Raw genomic sequence first — 17,506 nt, forward strand, 5'->3', positions numbered from 1 at the left:
AGCCTAGCATATGATATCACCATGAGTGCTGAACGTGCCTGCCTCATCAACGACATTTTATACTGCTGATAACTGTTTATTGAAGAGGGGAACCAGCAGCAGCGTAATAACGAACACCACTCCAATGAACGATCCCCAGTACAACACCGCATGATCAAACGGGATGTTTAACGCCCTTATGGAGAAACGATGAACAACTCCTGCCGTAATAAAAATCAGGCAATTAGCCAATGCCAACATTAAATAGCGCATAGATTCAGACTCCTTCGACTTTTATGTAAATTAATTACATTTAAAACAATAATATACATATATTAAAGTGGCAATCCTTTATTAATCGGTGTTGAAAAGTTTCTCAAAGATATAAGTCTTTCATTTGGCGATTTGGGTAGATTGCATGACTGGATATATTTGTTAAAGTAAAAGTTCAGGAAGGTTTTTAGACTTTTATTGTGGGATACGCGAACAATTACTAAGAAAGAATTTTGTTTGAGCTGATGGTCAACCCAGATGTAGATGCCGGAGCCCACGGCAGCGGATATCGCTGAAGACACAGGCACATCGATATAATGAGTACCGGTTAGTATCAACAGGCTTAATACGATAGCTGTAAGGCCGTGAATAATGAGCCAAATCATCAGTATATATTTTAACACTTTGAGCATTTTCATCGTGACTGCTCCTTATAGTCAATTTCATGAATCTTTTTGCCCGAAGACAGTATAGGCGATGACGATCGCAAGGAAAGCGATCATGGCATCGCTGGAAAATTCGAGTAAAGGCGGTAAATCAGGAAAAAGAACGTTTAAAACAAATAAAACCACAAATGTTAAAATGCCTGCCAGTAACCCTGTTCTCCAGGCGAAGCTCATTTCTATTTCCTCCTTATTGGCAAAATCCAGAATCTTACCAGGCAGCATAGCGCTGGAGCATCTGCACATCGTATATGAAAGCGAATATCAGAAGCGCAAGACATCCAATACCGATGTAATAATTTTGATAGTCTTTTTTGGCATGAAACCGGTACAGCAGATAGAGCCACAGGGAAAAGGGGACGAGAGGAACGGCGACCATGCCCATGGTTCTGAAAAATTGATTGATGCTGCTGAAAATGCCAAGGGTGAACATTGATACCAATCCAAGGCCATATACCAAAAACATGCCGGAAAGCAGCAGGATGGCAAGATTCCATTTTTTCATCGAATAACCTCCATTATTTCTGCCCCTGAAGCGAACAGTAGGCTCAGGCCAAGGACTGTACATACCCATAAGGCGAGACGCAGATCCCAGCGCCCGAGGTGAAGATGGCCTACATAGCTGACCGTCCATATGACGCTGAAGGAAAAGAAGAAAAGAAACGCAGAAGGGCGGAGCGAACTCGTAAAACCAATTCCAAATAAACCAAACCCGATCAATCCGCATACAAAAAGGAGCAAAACAAAATATAATACATGTACAGTAATACGCATGGCCTCTCTCCTGTGATTGTAATTATTTCCATTTTTGAACATAAGAACCGAAAATACAAGCCCTATGATGATTGGAAAAATTACTATTGTTTTTTCAAAAAATGTAACTTATGGTAAAACTATATTGTTATACAAGGTAGCAGAATGTTTCTTATGCTAACTCGCCCTGGCGTTAATGCGTACGGGAGGTTTTTGACCAATTTACTAGCATGTAATACAAGGCAGGTGAGCAAATGAATGAGCGAAGTCAGCTGTTGAAGGGGATTCTGGAGGGATGTATTTTAGCTATTATTTCCCGTGAAACTGTCTATGGCTATGAACTGGCGGTCAAGCTGCAGGAGCAGGGGATCGATGTTAAGGAAGGGTCCATTTATCCGCTCCTGCTGCGACTCCAGAAGGAAAAGCTGATTCACGGGGAAATGAAGGCTTCAGGCAGCGGTCCGAACCGGAAATACTATACGCTGACCCCGGAGGGCGAAGCTTCGCTGGAGGCGTTCCGGGAAAACTGGAATGCCCTGAAGCAGCCCGTCGATCAATTACTGGACAAGGAGAAGTCGTAAGTGAGTACGCTGGTGGAGGAAAACAACGAAAAGCGGGAGCAGCTAACTAAAGAGAATAAAAAAGTATATGAGGATATGCTGGTATATATCCGTCTCTCATTTGATAAGAGTGACCAGGAAACCGAAGAGGTGCTGATGGAATTACTGGATTATCTTCTTGTTCTGCAGGCAGAGGGCAGGGACAGTACGGAGCTGTTCGGCTCCGATCCGAAGCAATATGCGGAAGATATTGTCGGCGAGCTGCCTCAGACAGTGCCCAAAGAAATGATGACGTTGTTTGTAATGGGCATTTGTTATTTTTTAGGGGTGTATCTGTTCTTTAGCGGAGTACTTCAAACGATTCTTTCATATGGTTTTCATCAAATAGAGCCATTCAAGTCATACAGCCTGGGTAAAGCTGCGATATTCATTATCCTGGAGACGCTCATATTATCGGCTGTGGCCTACAGTGTGTTTCGCTATATCAAGTGGTCCTGCTTTCGGAACATTTCGAAAATAAAGGAATTTCTATTATCAAGTGTCATGCTAGGTTTTATACCAGGAGGAGCTTTCTTTGCCATGTATTTCTGGCTGCCTGCGCTAGGGCCGACCGTCGCTATTCCAGTGTACTGGCTTGGAATAGCTGGCGTGGTTTTTCTGCTGATAGGCGAGCTGTTGCGGAGAAAAACGTAGCATACAATCATAAAAAAGACAGAACGATGAAGTTCTGCCTTTTTTTAGAATATATTTTTTCTTTCGGCGGTCAAATCAGGGCCCTGGATTAGATAGCTACGTCTCTTTGAGTGAAGCTGACTAATGCAATCATTATAAACAATAACGTGTAGCAGCTCAAGATAATGATTGAAAACCATGGGCTGACATCAACGAACTGGCGAACATTATCGCTGATGAAAACCGTAAGATCATTATTGGCAAACAGGCTGTAGGACGCGAGTCTTTCATTAAGCTGTGCCAGTAATTTGGTGGCGGTGGTTCCGAAAAACATGCTGAACACACTGACGCCGATGGCCATAGCATTACTGCGAAACAGAGAGGCAAGCATCACGGCAAATAGCGTCATGACAGCTGTCTGGATGAAGCCAAGACCAAACGTGCTGAGCATGTGAATCGCTGCGTTTCTCTCCAGCAGGTCTTCGCTGCTGTAAAGATAAGGTGCATCGAGTGGCGAAAAGCCAAACACCAGACCGCCTGTGATGTATACGGAAGCGAGTGTAAACATAGTGAGAAGGGCCGCAAATGTCATTCCGGAAAGGTATTTGCCTATGAGCAGTTTCCATCTTGGGATTGGCCGGATAAATAAGAGCTTCACCGACCCCGTCTGAAATTCGCTGGCGACCAGCGTCGATGTAACAATAATGGAAAACAGGGTAATAAACGAGATCATTATTGTCATTTCATCTACATAATTCCACTGCCCGTATGCAGCAAGTGGAGGAATGTTCTCCTGCAGCCGGTATTCATATTCAGCAGCGAGCTCCGGCGTTAAAGAGGCTCCGGTCTGCTCCCCGCCTTCCTCGTACTGCGTTAGTGCCTGTTCATAATCGGTCCGCCACTGCGACTCTTCCTCGACTCCGTTCCATCTGCTGAGCAGGGCCGCGCCGATAATCATCAGCACCACCAGTCCCCCAATGATCCAGGTGCTTGTTTTGTGCATCCATTTTATGTTTTCATTTTTCCAGATAGCCCACATCATGCTTACACCCCTCCATTGGTTACTTTCAAGAATTGGTCCTCGAGTGAATGGTGATGCACGGAGACTTCGTATATACGGATGCCGTGCTCGACCAGTGTGGCTATACAATGAGGAACATCGTCGGGCGATAGAGATACCCGGAGAGAGGAAGCGTCCATCACGGTCGTCTGCTCCTGTGTAAATGGTTTTAGCACCATGGAAGCCTCACGGGGCTGATCGGTAACAATGGTGACAACCTGCTTTTGATGGTCTCCCTGTATAAAGGACTGGACCGGCTGGACATCCACCAGGTGTCCCTGGTGAATAATCCCGATACGGTCGCACATCTGCTCCATATCCGATAGCTGGTGGCTGGAGATGAATACTGCCATTTGCTCCTGTTCAGCGAGCTGCCGCAAATATTGCCGGAGTTCCCGGATACCCGCGGGGTCCAGTCCATTTGTCGGTTCATCCAATATTAACAGCTTTGGCTGGTGGAGCAGTGCCTGCGCAAGCCCCAGGCGCTGCTTCATGCCAAGGGAATAGGTCTTTAGTTTTCGCTTTAAGGCGTAAGCAATACCCGTCCGTTCGGCGGCATCCCAAATGTTGTTGGCTGAAGCATTACCGGCAAGCCGGGCATAGTGCTTCAGGTTTTGCTCGCCCGTTAAGTAATCATACATTTCCGGGCTTTCAATGATGCCGCCGACGTGAGAAATAGCGGTTAAAGAATTGGTCCGCACATTCTCGCCAGCGATATAAATGTCGCCCCCGGTGGCTTTAATCAAGCCAAGAATCATGCGGATGGTGGTCGTTTTGCCTGCTCCGTTTGGCCCGATAAATCCAAACACCTCTCCGGCGTACACCTGTAAATCAAGGGGATGGACGACGGTTGTTTTTTGAATGGACTTGGTGAGTCCTTCCAACTGCAGTACGGGATGCTGGTTCATGATTAAACATTCCTTTCCCTGGCATAAATGTGCTCCATCCATCCGGCTGTATCAACGCCGAAACGCTCGCGTATCGCTTCGCTGTCTTCAAGGTCCAGCACGTGCTGCTGCCGGAGGACGAGCACCCGGTCGAGCAGGGGATCCATTTCACTCACTTCGTGCGTACTGATCAGGACGCCCTGGGCTTCGACATCAACAAAGGATACGAGGCTTTGGATGATGGAGCGCCGTACGATGGGGTCGAGTCCCGAAAGCGGCTCGTCGAGGAGAAGCAGCTCGGCTTCCCGGGCCAGCGTAATCACAATTTTTACCCGGCCGCGGTTGCCCTTGGAGAGCGTTTTGATTTTTTGCGCAGGATCGAGATTCATAAACGACAGCATGTCATAAGCGCGCTGTTTGTTGAAATCAGGAAACTGGGAAGCCTGATAAGCAATTAATTGGTCGATCCGGAAAAAGGCGTACATATGGTCGTTTTCCGATAAATAGGCGATCCGGGAGCTGTCTTTTCGTGAGACCGGCTGTCCGTTATAAGAAACCGATCCCTTGTCCGGACGCAGCAGCCCGCCGGCAAGCTTGAGAAGGGTTGATTTACCGCTTCCGTTTTCGCCGACCACGCCTGTTACTCCCTTGGAAGGGATTTCGATCGTCACGTTTTCGAGAGCAGTGCGGCTTAAAAATTTCTTCGTTACCCCGTCAAAGGTTATCATGGTCCTCATCCTTTCGGTAGGAATCAATGCCCTGGCGAATTTCTTCCTTGCTCATGCCGAGGCTTTCCATTTCGTTCATAAACTCCTGAATCCGCTGCCGCATCAGATGCTGCTTTAACTGCTGAATGGTTGCTTCGCTTTCGGTTACAAAGGTTCCCTGTCCCCGTTTCATTTCCAACACTCCTGTCCTTTCTAATTCACTGTATGTCCGGGATACGGTATTTGGATTCACACCAAAATCGACAGCCAGCGCCCGGACGGAAGGAAGCTTCGTGCCAGGCGGCCATTCGCCCCGGATGATGTTTCCGTGGATCGTATCAATGATTTGCTGGTAAATGGGCCTGGAGTTATCAAATGTGTAAGCCATGAGCCTATACCTCCGCTTTCTTATCAATCAGCTGAGCGGACAGGATAAAGAGGACTGCGCCAACCACGGTATGAAAAAGAATGACGCCGGCATATAGGTTGAGATTAAAAAATTCCACATTCACCAGTCCGGTGAGCGAAAACTGGCCCCAGCTGGTGATCGCCTGATACACATCACCGAGTCCTGAACTGGCAAGGAGGCTCAGGAGAAACACGGCAGCTACCGCCAACACGATTTGAAGCCCTTTACCTATGGTGTGCCGAAACGCAAAGTCAAACGAGTAAATAAATAACAGGTAAACACTGAAGTAAAGAGAGACGAGAAGCACAAAAACCGAACAAAGCAGGCATAAAGCGAGCACCTGCAGCCATGTTATCCCTTCCTCTAGCAGGCCGAAAAAGGGAGGGAGGCCAGGGGTCAGCCAGGCAGCAATAAGAAGCAGAAGGCCGTTAATAAAAAGCGAAATAGAAGCGCATGCGAGGCCGCTTGCATATTTGGCGCTGAGCAATTTAGTCACCGGCTGCGGCTGATAGAGCCAGAGGTGCAGCTGACGGCGTTCGAGCTCCAGGCTGACAATCACATAGATGGGAAGATAAACAAAATGGGCAAGAATACCTGCGCTGAGAGAACCTAACACCACGCTTCCCACCGTTTCGGCAGGGTTATTCGAATTTACCGAGAAAAAATTTCCGCTGTTCATAACGATGGCGAAGATGACGACGAAAAATATCAGCGCCAGGCACCAGTAAAAGACGGATCGCGTCAGCGCAAACTCTTTTTTCCACAATTGTAACCAGCTTGTCATAAAGCACAGCTCCTTTGTATTAGTGTATTAATTAAATAGTACACTGGTACAAAAGAAACGTCAACAATATTTATAACGGAGAGTCATTTCTTAAAAATCTTTTAATAAAGTTCAATTCTAACGATTTAGCCGAAAAGGGGAAGGGAACAGAAAAAAGTCAGCAATACTAGCCGATGGAGGGATTGGATGAAAAGTACAAAATCCGTTCTTTATTTGTATGGAATATTTTTATTTGTTTCATGGAACCTGGTGCTTCTACTAGACCAGACCCATTACGATGCAACGTACAGGATAGAAGGTATTTTGTTTATGACTGCGGTCGTGGCGGTGCTTTTTCTGTGCAATTTCTTTTATCACAGGAAAAGAACAGAAGAGTAGCAGCGCAGTATTGCATAACGATGGTTCCCCTAGGCAGAGAGGGGAACCATTTTTTAATATAACAACAGAATAAATCATCAAGAAAATCGGGGTTGCGAAACGTTCAGGAAAGCCTTATCATAAAGTAAATAATTAATTTGTTTACACTACAAATTAATTATTTGGGCAAGTGATTAATCCAAAGAGGGTGAACATATGCTAACGACGAAAGACCAGTTTTATTTATCTGCTCAAAAGAACAATATGCTTATTTTTGAATCCGATGTGCAGGAAATGTACTTTTGCGTTTATGTACTCGAAGAAAAATTGTTCCGCGTTACACTGACGAAGGGACAGCCGGAGATGGATATACATACATGGGCAGTGGCCCCGGGAGACACGGAGATGCCGTTTGAAGGACTCGACCGGAATCGAATCACTGATTATTTTTCGCTCCCGGCCTATGAAACGTCAGAGAATCCTGAAGAATATGTAATTGAAACGGCTTCACTTAAGCTGATGATCAATAAAACGAAGCTGCACTGCAGCTGGTTCGACAAAACAGATGAAAAAGAGAAGCTGATTGCCGAAGACCGAAATACCCAGGCGTACGGGTTTCAGATTGCTGAAACGGCGCCGACAGCCCACTACTTAAAACGAAATGAAGGAGAGCGTTACTACGGCCTCGGGGAAAAAACAGGAAATGTCAATAAGTACGGGGAGCGCTTCCGGATGCTGAACATTGACGCAATGGGCTACGATGCCCAAAAAACGGACCCGCTATATAAGCATATTCCGTACTATATTACGCATTCGCCGGAAACCGGAGTGGCTTTTGGACTCTACTACGATGACTATAATGAATGCGCTTTCGACATGGGCCGGGAAAAGGACAACTACCACGGAAAGTACCGTTTTTTTCAATCCAGCTCTCATTTTCTGGACTGCTACTTCATTCTCGGGCCAACGACAGCTGAGGTCACCCGCCGCTTTTCCTGGATGACTGGCCGTCCGGCACTGATGCCAAAATGGAGCATCGGCTACTCCGGGTCAACAATGACCTATACCGATGAAGAAAGGTCTCAGGAGCGTCTGATGAACTTTGTAGAAGACTGCCAGAGACACGACATGCCGTGCGAGTCCTTTCACCTCTCCTCAGGATATACATCCATTGACCATAAACGGTACGTCTTCAACTGGAACTATGAAAAATTTCCGGATCCGGTAAAATTTACTGAAGATTTTCATGCGAACGGCGTCCGCATCATTGCCAACATTAAACCGAGCCTGTTGATCGATCACCCAAAGCATGAAGAAGTACTTAACAACGACTACATTGTTCTCGACAAAAAACACCGGCCGCTCCTGCAGCAGTTCTGGGACGATATGGGCGTCTATCTGGACTTTACCAACAGGCAGACCATTGAGTGGTGGAAAGAAAACGTGAAAAAGGAACTGCTTGCAAACGGGATCGACGCCACCTGGAATGACAACAACGAGTTTGAAATCTGGGATCCTGAAGCAGTGGTTCATTTGTTTGGCCAGGGCGGAAGGTTTCAGGACTACCGCGCAATTTTCCCGATGCTGATGACGAAAAGCTCGCTCGAAGCCCAGACCGAGTTTGACAGTGAAAAACGCCCGTACCTGATCAGCCGGGCAGGAAGCGCGGGCCTCAGCAGGTACGCCCAGACGTGGACCGGAGACAACTACTCTAATTGGGAAACGCTCCAGTACAACATTAAAATGGCGATCGGCTTAAGTCTTTCCGGCATTTACAATTTCGGACATGATACGGGCGGTTTCTCCGGCGACGCGCCGGAGCCGGAGCTTTTTCTGCGCTGGATTCAGAGCAACATTTATTATCCGCGGTTTACAATACATTCCTGGAATGACGACCAGACGGTGAACGAACCGTGGATGTACCCGGAGATTGTCGACAAGGTTTCCGACGCCATTCACTGGCACCAGAAGCTGTCCGGGTATATATTCTCGCTTCTTCACAAGTCGTCGGCCAGCTACGAGCCGGTGATCAAGCCAACCTTCTTTGACTTTGGCGACGATGCAGCGACGCATGTCGAAAACGACGAGTTCATGCTGGGCGAAGAGCTGCTAGTATGCACCATTGTACGTCCGGGAGAGCGTGAACGTGAAGTGTACCTGCCTGCTCATCCGCACGGGTGGTACGACATGTATACCGGGCAGTGGTACGAAGGGGGACGCAGGGTCACGGTTCCTGCTCCGCTCGAGTATACGCCGGTAATGGTAAAGGGCGGCAGCCTGCTGCCGGTGGAAAACGAAGCCGAAAGCCGGATCGACATGCATGTGTATCCGGGCCAAAACGGTGAACAGACATCGTTTACGTATTACGACGACAACGACAAGCGTCACGATACCGACGAGCTTTCGATTACATGTACCATGACGCCTGGCGAAGGCGGTATTTACATTGAAGTCCTTCAGGAAGGGTCGTACAGGAATGGTTTTACGTCTATGCACTTCCAGCTTCCGGAGGATGAAACGAGGCAGGTTATTATTAACGGAAAAGCAGACACGTGGTTTTCATGGAAGTGAGTATCGCTGAACGTTAATTAAAGGAGGGAAACAACAGTGAAAAAATGGATAAGTCTTGCTACGATGACGGCCCTGATTGCTTTGACAGGCTGCCAGAGTGCAAGCGGGGAGGAAGAACAGACCTTCACGCTCGCACACAACCAGCCGACGGACCATCCGGTGCACCAATCGCTTGAACGGTTTGCCGAGCTTGTGGAGGAAAAATCGGATGGAGACATGAGCATTAAAATTTACCCGAACGGGGAGCTTGGAAGCGAGCGGGAAGTAATTGAAGGGACTCAGACCGGCGCCATGGATTTCAGCAAGGTGAGCGGGAGTGCCCTCGAAAGCTTTGAACCGGCGTATTCCGTCTTCAGCCTGCCGTATTTATTTGAAAGCCAGGAAAGCTTTAAGCGTGTCATGAACGATGAAGAAGTGACCAGCGACATTTACATGGAATCTGCTGACAAAGGGTTCCGCGGGCTGACGTATTATGATGCAGGTGTCCGCAACGTTTATACGAAAAATACGATGCTCGAAACAAGCGAGGATATGAGCGGCTTAAAAACGAGAGTGCAGCCGAGTCAGACGAGTGTACAGATGATCGAAGCGATGGGAGGCACCCCAACGCCGATGAGCTACGGGGAAGTATACACCGCGCTGCAGTCAGGTGTCATTGATGCCGCCGAAAACAATGCGACGGCGCTTACGAACAGCAACCACGGGGAAGTGGCGAAAAACTATTTCTACACCGAACACGCTATCGTTCCCGACGTGCTGATTGCTAATGAAAATACGATGCAAGACCTCTCAGATAGTGAACTGGAGGTCATTGAAGAGGCTGCAGAAGAATCAACCAGCTATCATGAAGATCTTTGGAATCAAACAGTAGAAGAAGCCAAGGCTACGGCCGAAGAGGAAATGAACGTAGAGTTTTATGAAGTAGATAAACAATCGTTTATTGACGAGGTTCAGCCGCTGCATGAAGAATTCCAGAACGATCCGGACACCTCTGATATTTACAATAAAATAAAGGAGGCCGAGTAGGATGCAAAAGGTCAAAATGATTCTCGACCGTGCGCTATTAATTGTTAACGCCGTATTAATTACCTGCATGGCTTTACTTTCGATCTGGCAGGTGTTTACCCGGTACGTCCTGGATGCGCCGAGTACCACAAGCGAAGAAATCATCCGCTTTATGCTCATCTGGTTTACGCTGCTGACGGCTGCTTACGTGTTTGGACAGAAAAAGCACATTGCCATTGTGTTTCTGGTGGAAAAGTTCCGGGAACGTTCGCAGCGCTTGATTAACCTTGCGATCAATGTCTTATGGGTGTTTTTAGGGATAGTACCGATGATCATCGGCGGCATCATTCTGCTGACGTATACATACTCGGAAACGGCCCCGGCAACAGGGATGTCCATGCTGTTTGTCTACAGCGCCGTGCCGGTTTCAGGCGTATGTATCGTTATGTACGCGCTGATTGATATGCTTCGTGGCAGCAGCCGGATCGGCACTGCCAGTGAGGGGGAAAAAGGATGACAGTTACAGCCGGAATTTTATTATTTGCATCGCTCGGGATACTGCTCGTGTTCGGAGTGCCGATTGCGCTCGCGATTCTGCTGAGTGCGATGGTAACCATTTCACTTGTCATTCCATTTGACGTCAGTATCATTATTACCGCCCAGCGCCTTGCGACAGGCGTAGACAACTTTACCATTCTGGCGATTCCATTGTTTGTGCTTGCAGGTATTATTATGAACAACGGAGGCATCGCGTTTAGGCTCATTAACCTGGCAAAAATTATTGTGGGAAGGCTGCCAGGGTCGCTCGCCCATACGAACGTCGTCGGAAATATGCTGTTTGGCTCGATTTCGGGCTCAAGTGTCGCAGCGGCGGCTGCGATGGGGAAAATCATGACCCCGATGGAAATGAGACAGAAATATTCCCTGAGCTATTCTGCCGCGACTAATATCGCGTCGGCACCGGCAGGACTTTTAATTCCGCCGAGCTCGATGCTGATTGTGTATTCCCTGATCAGCGGAGGAACTTCGATTGCAGCGCTGTTTATGGCCGGCTACATTCCAGGCATTTTATGGGGCCTCTCTGTTATGGCGATTGCGTACGTATATGCCAGAAAACATAAATATCCAGTATCCGAGAAAGTCAGCTGGAAGAATAAAATGTTTATCATCTTTGACGCAATTCCAAGTCTGCTTTTGATTATCATCGTTATCGGCGGGATCGTTGCCGGTATTTTTACCGCCACCGAAGGCGCGGCGGTAGCAGTCATTTACGCACTGCTGCTGTCGCTTTTATACAAGCAGCTGAAAAAAGAGCAATTTAAAAACATTTTCAAGGAAACCATTGAAATTACCGGTATGATTCTGCTTTTAATTACGGCATCATCCCTGTTTTCGCTCGTAATGAGCTATACCGAGATTCCAGCAGGGATCAGCAGCGCGCTTCTTTCAATCAGCGCGAATACGATCGTAATTCTTCTGCTCATCAACGTGATTTTGCTCGTCATGGGAACCTTTATGGATATTACGCCGGCCGTGCTTATTTTCACACCGATCTTTTTACCGGTCGTTACCGAGCTTGGCATCGATCCCGTTCACTTTGGCATTATTATTGCGTTCAACCTTTGTATCGGCAACATTACTCCTCCGGTCGGAAGCGTATTATTTGTTGGTACAAGTGTAGCTAACGCAAGACTCGAAAGCGTCATCAAAGCGCTGGTGCCGTATTTCATCATACTGATTGTCATGGTGCTAGCCATTACCTTTATCCCGCAGCTCAGCCTGTTCCTGCCTCAGCTGTTTGATCTGATGTAGCTTTATATTTATTGCTTTTTGATAAAGGAGGCGGAGTGGTCCACGTGGTGCACGCCGAGAAACTTTTTGAACGCAAGCGCTGCGGCGCCGAGAGCGCAGGCATCTTCGTTCAGGCTCGAGACTTTCAGCTGCTCGTAGTTGTTGAACTTGGACTGCAGAGATGCCTCGACCCGGTCCAAAAGCTCCGGCTTAGAGGCAAACAGCGGGCTGTTAATGATGATGCGCTCCGGATTGAAAATGTTAATCACATTATTTACCCCGATTGAAAGGTAGAAAATGTAGTCGTTAATCACCTGTTCGGCGTTGGCCGTTTCCAAATGCTTCTGCACCTGCTCCTGGGTATGAAAGTCTGTACCGTTATCGTGAAGCATTTTAAAAAACGCTTTATTGGAAGCGTACAGCTCCCAGCAACCATGATTGCCGCAAGGGCAGGGCTTGCCGTTTGGCTCAATAATCATATGGCCGATTTCACCCGCAAAGCCCTGATGCCCGCGGTAAATGACCGAATCCTTGACCATGCCAAGCCCGATGCCGGAATACAGGGTCAGGCAGAACAGGTCCGGTACGTGTTCTACGTAAACATGTTCGGCATACACTGCCAAGTTGGCGCTGTTGTCCACATGAACGGGGGTGTCAAATGCTTCTTCGAGCCGGGTCTTCACGTCGAGATCCACCCATTCCTGCTTCGGGGTGTAAACGATCTGGCTGTCGTTATTTACGATGCCGTGAATACCGATGCCGATTCCGGCAAGGGGAGCATCAGAGGTGCCGCTCCGGAATACATCAATTTCTGTCTGCAGCTGTCGAATTAATTCTTCAAGCATGCTTTCAAAATGATATGTGTCCAGATGCAGCTGCTTTTGATGAAGCCGGCGGCCCTTCAGGTCACAAAAAATGATATTGGTGCTCAGTTCATCAATATCAATGCCGATCGTAAAGCCGGCTCGTTCGTTCATTTCGATAATAATGGGCTTCCGGCCGGGAGTCTCGAGTGCTTCGGTTCTTGTTTCAATCACGAGCCCCTGCTCGAGCAGATCATTAATCTGCGTGGAAATGGTTGCTTTATTTAAGCCGGTAATTCTTGCAAGCTCACTCCGGGAAAGGGAAGCATTCTTCACGATTTCCTCAAGAATCAGCCGTCGGTTTAAGTTTCGGATATAGTTCCAGTCACCTTTATGCAAGGTAGATCCCTCTTTCTATTCGTGCTGCGTATGGTAGTAATACGAATGCTTCTGTGTTAAAAGTATAAATTTAATAGTTTGCATAGTAAACAAATTAATTAGGAGATGAGACCATGACTGCATTTATTCACGAAGATTTTTTGCTTCAGTCACCAGTGGCACGCACGCTGTATCATGATTATGCGAAGCATCTGCCGCTCATCGATTATCACAATCACCTGCCGCCAGGCGAAATATTAAACGACAAAAATTTTGATAATTTGGCCGAGATCTGGCTGAGCGGAGACCACTACAAGTGGCGAGCCATGCGGGCGAACGGGATTTCGGAGGAATACATTACCGGAAACAAAAGCGACTACGAAAAATTTCTGGCATGGGCAGAAACGGTGCCGAATACGCTCGGGAACCCGCTGTACCACTGGACGCACCTGGAGCTGTCCTCATATTTCGGCATCCATACGCTGTTAGACAAGAACACGGCGGAGGGAATCTGGAACGAAACCCGGGAAAAGCTGCAGTCACCGGAGTTTTTTACCCAGTCGCTTCTCCAGAAGGACAGCGTCGTGTTCCTGGGAACGACAGACGACCCGGCAGACGCGTTAACCACCCACGAGCAGCTCGGGCGAAGCGATTTGCCATTTGAGGTCTCTCCTTCCTATCGCCCCGATCAGGCACTGCATCTGGAAAAGAACAGCTTCCCAGGCTGGGTCGGGCAGCTGGCAGATTTGACAGGGAAAAGCATTTCCTCCTACGGCGAGCTTTTAGCCGCCCTTGATGAAAGAATCGAAGCTTTTGATGCACTCGGCACCCGCAGCTCCGATCACGGGCTGACCGAAATGGTGTATAAACCAGCGAGCGAAGCGGAAGCAGCAGCCGTTTTCCAAAAACGATTGAACGGAGAGGCGGTTACGGCGCAGGAGGCAGCCCAATACAAAACGTATACGCTGCTGCATCTGGCTGAAAGGTATGCGGAAAAAGAATGGGTAATGCAGCTCCACCTGCATCCGCTCCGCAATACGAATACCACTATGTTTCAGAAGCTCGGCGGGGACGCGGGTTTTGACGCGATTCATGACCAGCTGCCTGCCCGTCCGCTTGCTGCATTTCTTGATCAGCTTGAACAACAAGGAGCGCTTCCGAAAACCGTACTGTACAGCGTCAATGCCAATAACAACAATACGCTCGCGGCAATTGCCGGCAGCTTTCAAAACAGCGACATTCCCGGCAAGGTGCAGGTGGGCACCGCCTGGTGGTTCAATGACCATATTGACGGAATGGAAAGCCATATGAAGTCTCTGGCAAATATCGGCTTAATCAGCAATTTCATTGGTATGCTGACCGATTCGAGAAGCTTTTTGTCATTTTCACGCCATGAATATTTCCGGCGCATTCTATGCAATTTAATTGGTAGTTGGGTGGAAGAAGGAAAAGCGCCGCATGACTTGAAGCTATTACGTACGTATGTCGAAAATATCTGCTACTATAACGCGAAAAAATATTTTTCAATTTAAAGGAGGAATGAATGATGGAGATGAGCTTTCGCTGGTACGGGACCGAAGACCCCGTCAAGCTCGAACAAATCAAGCAGATTCCCGCGATGAAGGGGATAGTGTCTGCCATATATGATCTGCCGCCGGGCGAAACGTGGCCGCAGGAGAAAATCCGGGAAGTTAAAGAAGAAATCGCACAGAGCGGACTCGTATGGAACGTGGTGGAAAGCGTCCCGGTCCATGAAGACATTAAAATGGGTAAAAGCACGAGAGACAGCTGGATTGAAAAGTATCAGGAAACGATCCGCAATCTTTCCCAAGAAGGCATTAAGACCATCTGCTACAACTTTATGCCGGTGTTTGACTGGACCCGCTCAAAGCTCGACGCACCGCTTCCTGACGGCTCCCATTCCCTCATGTATGATGAGGACCTGATTCAGCAGATTGATCCGCTTGACGGAAGCCTGACACTCCCCGGATGGGATTTGTCCTACCAGAAGGATGATCTGCGGGTCATTATGGAGGAATATAAGGAAATAACCAAAGAGGATCTGATGGAAAACCTGATTTACTTTCTGGAGCGCATCATTCCGGTTGCGGAGGAAGAAGACGTGCTGATGGCGATCCATCCCGACGATCCACCCTGGGATATTTTCGGCCTGCCGCGCATTATTACAAACGAAGCCAATGTGATGACGATGCTGAAGCGTGTCAACAGCAGGCACAACGGGATTACCTTCTGTACCGGCTCCTACGGCGCGGACCGGGATAATGATTTAATAAGCATGATTGAACATATGAAGGACCGCATTCATTTTGTACATGCCAGAAACGTACGATGGACAAGCGAAAAATCGTTCCAGGAAACGTCGCATTCCGTGCACGACGGATCACTCGATATGGTCGGCGTTATGAAGAAGCTGATCGAAGTAGGCTACGAAGGCCCGATCCGGCCGGATCACGGACGGATGATCTGGGGCGAAGAAGGCCGGCCTGGCTACGGTTTATATGACCGCGCGCTCGGTGCGGCATATCTTAATGGCATTATCGATGCTGAGCGGGAAAGGAGATAAACGATGCAAACACCATTTCAAATTCCACTGGAGGATAAGGTTGTCGTCATCACAGGCGGTAGCGGCGTGCTCGGCTCTGTGATGGCAGAGGCGCTGGCTGCCAATGGAGCCAAAGTGGCAATCATTGCCCGCAACAAAGAAAAGGTCGAAGAGGTGGCCGAACGGATCATCGAAGGCGGGGGAGAAGCCGCCGGCTACAGCGGCGATGTAACGGATAAGCAGGCGATGGAGACCATTTACGAAGATGTAAAAAGCCGGTTCGGGCCGTGTGATATTCTCGTGAACGGAGCGGGCGGTAATAATCCGAAGGCGACGACCGGACAGGAATACTTCGATCCGGAAGCGCCAGACAGCGGAGGCACGTTTTTTGACCTGGATCCTGCTGCGGTGGATCAGCTGTTTTCGCTGAACTTTCTCGGGGCACTGATTCCGTCGCAGGTATTTACCCGCGACATGGTGTATGACCGGCCGGGCTCGATCATTAACATTTCATCGATGAATGCGTACCGGCCGCTCACAAAAATCCCTGCCTACAGCGGGGCAAAGGCGGCTGTCAGCAACTTCACGCAGTGGCTTGCCGTCTATTTTTCCAAATCCGGCGTGCGGGTAAACGCCATGGCACCGGGCTTTTTCCTGACGGACCAGAACCGGGAGCTGATGTTTTCGGAAGAAGGCGTGCTGAGTGCGAGAGCGGAAAAAATCCTGTCCCAGACGCCGCAGGAGCGCTTCGGGGAGCCAGAGGAGCTGGTGGGCACCCTGCTGTGGCTCGTTGATGAAAAATCCTCGGGCTTTGTGAACGGCATTGTCGTACCAATTGACGGTGGGTTTTCCGCTTATTCTGGAGTATAAAGGAGAAAATAATGAGAGTATTTCATATCCTAAATCAAATGATCGAAAACAAAGTAGCGGTCGTCGTTCGCGGCGACAGTCCGGACCAGGCGCTGACAACCGCAGATGCCTGCGTGAAGGGCGGTTCTAAAACGCTTGAAGTCACCTTCACCGTGCCGGAGGCCGATGATGTGTTGCGGAAGCTGCGACAGAAGTATCCGGACGTGGTAGTCGGGGCGGGAACGGTCCTCGACAGCGAAACCGCCCGGCTCGCCATTGTCCGGGGCGCGTCGTTTATCGTGAGCCCGTCCTTTGATTCTGAGGTGGCGAAGCTGTGCAACCGCTACGCGGTGCCATATCTGCCGGGCGTGATGACCGTTCGGGAGGCCACGGAAGCACTCGCCTACGGCGCGCAGGTGGTGAAGCTGTTTCCGGGAGAAATGTATGCGCCCTCGTTCATCAAGACGATCCGCGGACCACTGCCGTACGTGCAGCTGATGCCGACCGGCGGGGTGGACCTGGATAACGTACAGGACTGGCTGCAGGCCGGTGCCATCATGATAGGGGCCGGGGGATCGATTACCGGACCGGCCAAGACTGGCGATTACGACGAAGTCACCCGCCTTGCCGCCGAATTCCAGCGGCTCGCGGAGGAGGTGTAA

General features: G+C 48.9%; 22 protein-coding genes. 11 read left to right on the plus strand and 11 right to left on the minus strand.

From position 1 onward, the window contains the following. Nucleotides 1-57: 57 nt before the first annotated feature. The 5 genes from ACTRXH_RS03210 to ACTRXH_RS03230 form a co-directional block, all read right to left on the minus strand. A complete protein-coding gene (locus ACTRXH_RS03210; RefSeq protein WP_474277509.1) occupies nt 58-252 on the minus strand; it encodes a bacteriocin-like WGxF protein in 195 nt (64 codons plus the stop codon). 62 nt (nt 253-314) lie between these two features. Further along, complete coding sequence (locus ACTRXH_RS03215) at nt 315-671, minus strand: hypothetical protein (RefSeq protein WP_474277513.1); 357 nt, start codon at nt 669-671, stop codon at nt 315-317. A gap of 24 nt (nt 672-695) precedes the next feature. Further along, nucleotides 696-872 (minus strand): YqhR family membrane protein, encoded by a 177-nt coding sequence (locus ACTRXH_RS03220; protein WP_474277516.1) that lies wholly within the window; start codon nt 870-872, stop codon nt 696-698. A gap of 34 nt (nt 873-906) precedes the next feature. Beyond that, nucleotides 907-1,200 carry a hypothetical protein gene (locus ACTRXH_RS03225; protein WP_474277518.1) on the minus strand — a complete coding sequence of 98 codons (294 nt, stop codon included), beginning with the start codon at nt 1,198-1,200 and terminating at the stop codon, nt 907-909. Continuing rightward, entirely contained in the window at nt 1,197-1,469 is a 273-nt protein-coding gene (locus ACTRXH_RS03230; protein WP_474277521.1) for a hypothetical protein, read from the minus strand. Before ACTRXH_RS03230 ends, ACTRXH_RS03225 begins: the two co-directional genes overlap by 4 nt. Before the next feature lie 233 nt (nt 1,470-1,702). Here ACTRXH_RS03230 and ACTRXH_RS03235 point away from each other — a divergent pair, with 233 nt between their 5' ends. Both ACTRXH_RS03235 and ACTRXH_RS03240 read left to right on the plus strand, forming a co-directional pair. Next, a complete protein-coding gene (locus ACTRXH_RS03235; RefSeq protein ID WP_474277523.1) occupies nt 1,703-2,029 on the plus strand; it encodes a PadR family transcriptional regulator in 327 nt (108 codons plus the stop codon). Then, nucleotides 2,030-2,701 (plus strand): DUF1129 domain-containing protein, encoded by a 672-nt coding sequence (locus ACTRXH_RS03240; RefSeq protein ID WP_474277526.1) that lies wholly within the window; start codon nt 2,030-2,032, stop codon nt 2,699-2,701. Between the two features lie 88 nt (nt 2,702-2,789). Here the strand turns inward: ACTRXH_RS03240 and ACTRXH_RS03245 are convergent, their stop codons facing one another. From ACTRXH_RS03245 to ACTRXH_RS03265, 5 genes are read right to left on the minus strand one after another with little or no spacing between them, the layout of a single operon-like run. Further along, on the minus strand, nt 2,790-3,722 hold the full coding sequence (locus ACTRXH_RS03245; protein ID WP_474277529.1) for an ABC transporter permease: 933 nt from the start codon (nt 3,720-3,722) through the stop codon (nt 2,790-2,792). Between the two features lie 2 nt (nt 3,723-3,724). After that, nucleotides 3,725-4,648: an ABC transporter ATP-binding protein gene (locus ACTRXH_RS03250; RefSeq protein WP_474277531.1), complete on the minus strand. Its 924-nt coding sequence runs from the start codon at nt 4,646-4,648 to the stop codon at nt 3,725-3,727. 2 nt (nt 4,649-4,650) lie between these two features. Beyond that, on the minus strand, nt 4,651-5,355 hold the full coding sequence (locus tag ACTRXH_RS03255; RefSeq protein ID WP_474277534.1) for an ATP-binding cassette domain-containing protein: 705 nt from the start codon (nt 5,353-5,355) through the stop codon (nt 4,651-4,653). After that, on the minus strand, nt 5,342-5,722 hold the full coding sequence (locus tag ACTRXH_RS03260) for a GntR family transcriptional regulator (protein WP_474277537.1): 381 nt from the start codon (nt 5,720-5,722) through the stop codon (nt 5,342-5,344). The genes ACTRXH_RS03255 and ACTRXH_RS03260 overlap by 14 nt, the downstream gene beginning before the upstream one ends. Nucleotides 5,723-5,726: 4 nt before the next feature. Then, a complete protein-coding gene (locus ACTRXH_RS03265; protein ID WP_474277539.1) occupies nt 5,727-6,527 on the minus strand; it encodes a hypothetical protein in 801 nt (266 codons plus the stop codon). Nucleotides 6,528-6,713: 186 nt separating this feature from the next. Here ACTRXH_RS03265 and ACTRXH_RS03270 point away from each other — a divergent pair, with 186 nt between their 5' ends. The 5 genes from ACTRXH_RS03270 to ACTRXH_RS03290 all read left to right on the plus strand — a co-directional run bounded on the left by ACTRXH_RS03270 (nt 6,714) and on the right by ACTRXH_RS03290 (nt 12,272). Then, a complete protein-coding gene (locus ACTRXH_RS03270) occupies nt 6,714-6,905 on the plus strand; it encodes a hypothetical protein (protein WP_474260682.1) in 192 nt (63 codons plus the stop codon). A gap of 195 nt (nt 6,906-7,100) precedes the next feature. Beyond that, nucleotides 7,101-9,455, plus strand: coding sequence for a glycoside hydrolase family 31 protein (locus ACTRXH_RS03275; RefSeq protein ID WP_474277542.1), 2,355 nt, complete (start codon nt 7,101-7,103; stop codon nt 9,453-9,455). Nucleotides 9,456-9,491: 36 nt separating this feature from the next. Continuing rightward, nucleotides 9,492-10,481 (plus strand): TRAP transporter substrate-binding protein, encoded by a 990-nt coding sequence (locus tag ACTRXH_RS03280; protein WP_474277546.1) that lies wholly within the window; start codon nt 9,492-9,494, stop codon nt 10,479-10,481. A gap of 1 nt (nt 10,482) precedes the next feature. Then, entirely contained in the window at nt 10,483-10,977 is a 495-nt protein-coding gene (locus ACTRXH_RS03285) for a TRAP transporter small permease (RefSeq protein WP_474277548.1), read from the plus strand. Then, entirely contained in the window at nt 10,974-12,272 is a 1,299-nt protein-coding gene (locus ACTRXH_RS03290; protein ID WP_474280564.1) for a TRAP transporter large permease, read from the plus strand. Before ACTRXH_RS03285 ends, ACTRXH_RS03290 begins: the two co-directional genes overlap by 4 nt. An 8-nt stretch (nt 12,273-12,280) precedes the next feature. Here the strand turns inward: ACTRXH_RS03290 and ACTRXH_RS03295 are convergent, their stop codons facing one another. Continuing rightward, complete coding sequence (locus ACTRXH_RS03295) at nt 12,281-13,453, minus strand: ROK family transcriptional regulator (protein WP_474277550.1); 1,173 nt, start codon at nt 13,451-13,453, stop codon at nt 12,281-12,283. A 113-nt stretch (nt 13,454-13,566) separates the two neighbouring features. Here ACTRXH_RS03295 and uxaC point away from each other — a divergent pair, with 113 nt between their 5' ends. The 4 genes from uxaC to ACTRXH_RS03315 are packed head-to-tail and all read left to right on the plus strand — an operon-like array spanning nt 13,567 to nt 17,506. Beyond that, the gene (uxaC, locus tag ACTRXH_RS03300; protein WP_474280566.1) at nt 13,567-14,964 is read left to right on the plus strand and encodes a glucuronate isomerase; all 1,398 of its coding nucleotides are present in this window, start codon (nt 13,567-13,569) and stop codon (nt 14,962-14,964) included. A gap of 14 nt (nt 14,965-14,978) precedes the next feature. After that, a complete protein-coding gene (gene uxuA / locus ACTRXH_RS03305) occupies nt 14,979-16,016 on the plus strand; it encodes a mannonate dehydratase (protein ID WP_474277711.1) in 1,038 nt (345 codons plus the stop codon). Nucleotides 16,017-16,019: 3 nt separating this feature from the next. Continuing rightward, nucleotides 16,020-16,865 (plus strand): SDR family oxidoreductase, encoded by an 846-nt coding sequence (locus tag ACTRXH_RS03310; RefSeq protein ID WP_474277556.1) that lies wholly within the window; start codon nt 16,020-16,022, stop codon nt 16,863-16,865. Between the two features lie 11 nt (nt 16,866-16,876). Continuing rightward, complete coding sequence (locus ACTRXH_RS03315; protein WP_474277559.1) at nt 16,877-17,506, plus strand: bifunctional 2-keto-4-hydroxyglutarate aldolase/2-keto-3-deoxy-6-phosphogluconate aldolase; 630 nt, start codon at nt 16,877-16,879, stop codon at nt 17,504-17,506.

It is taken from the genome of Marinococcus sp. LNHM5E3-2.1, from assembly GCF_056034365.1.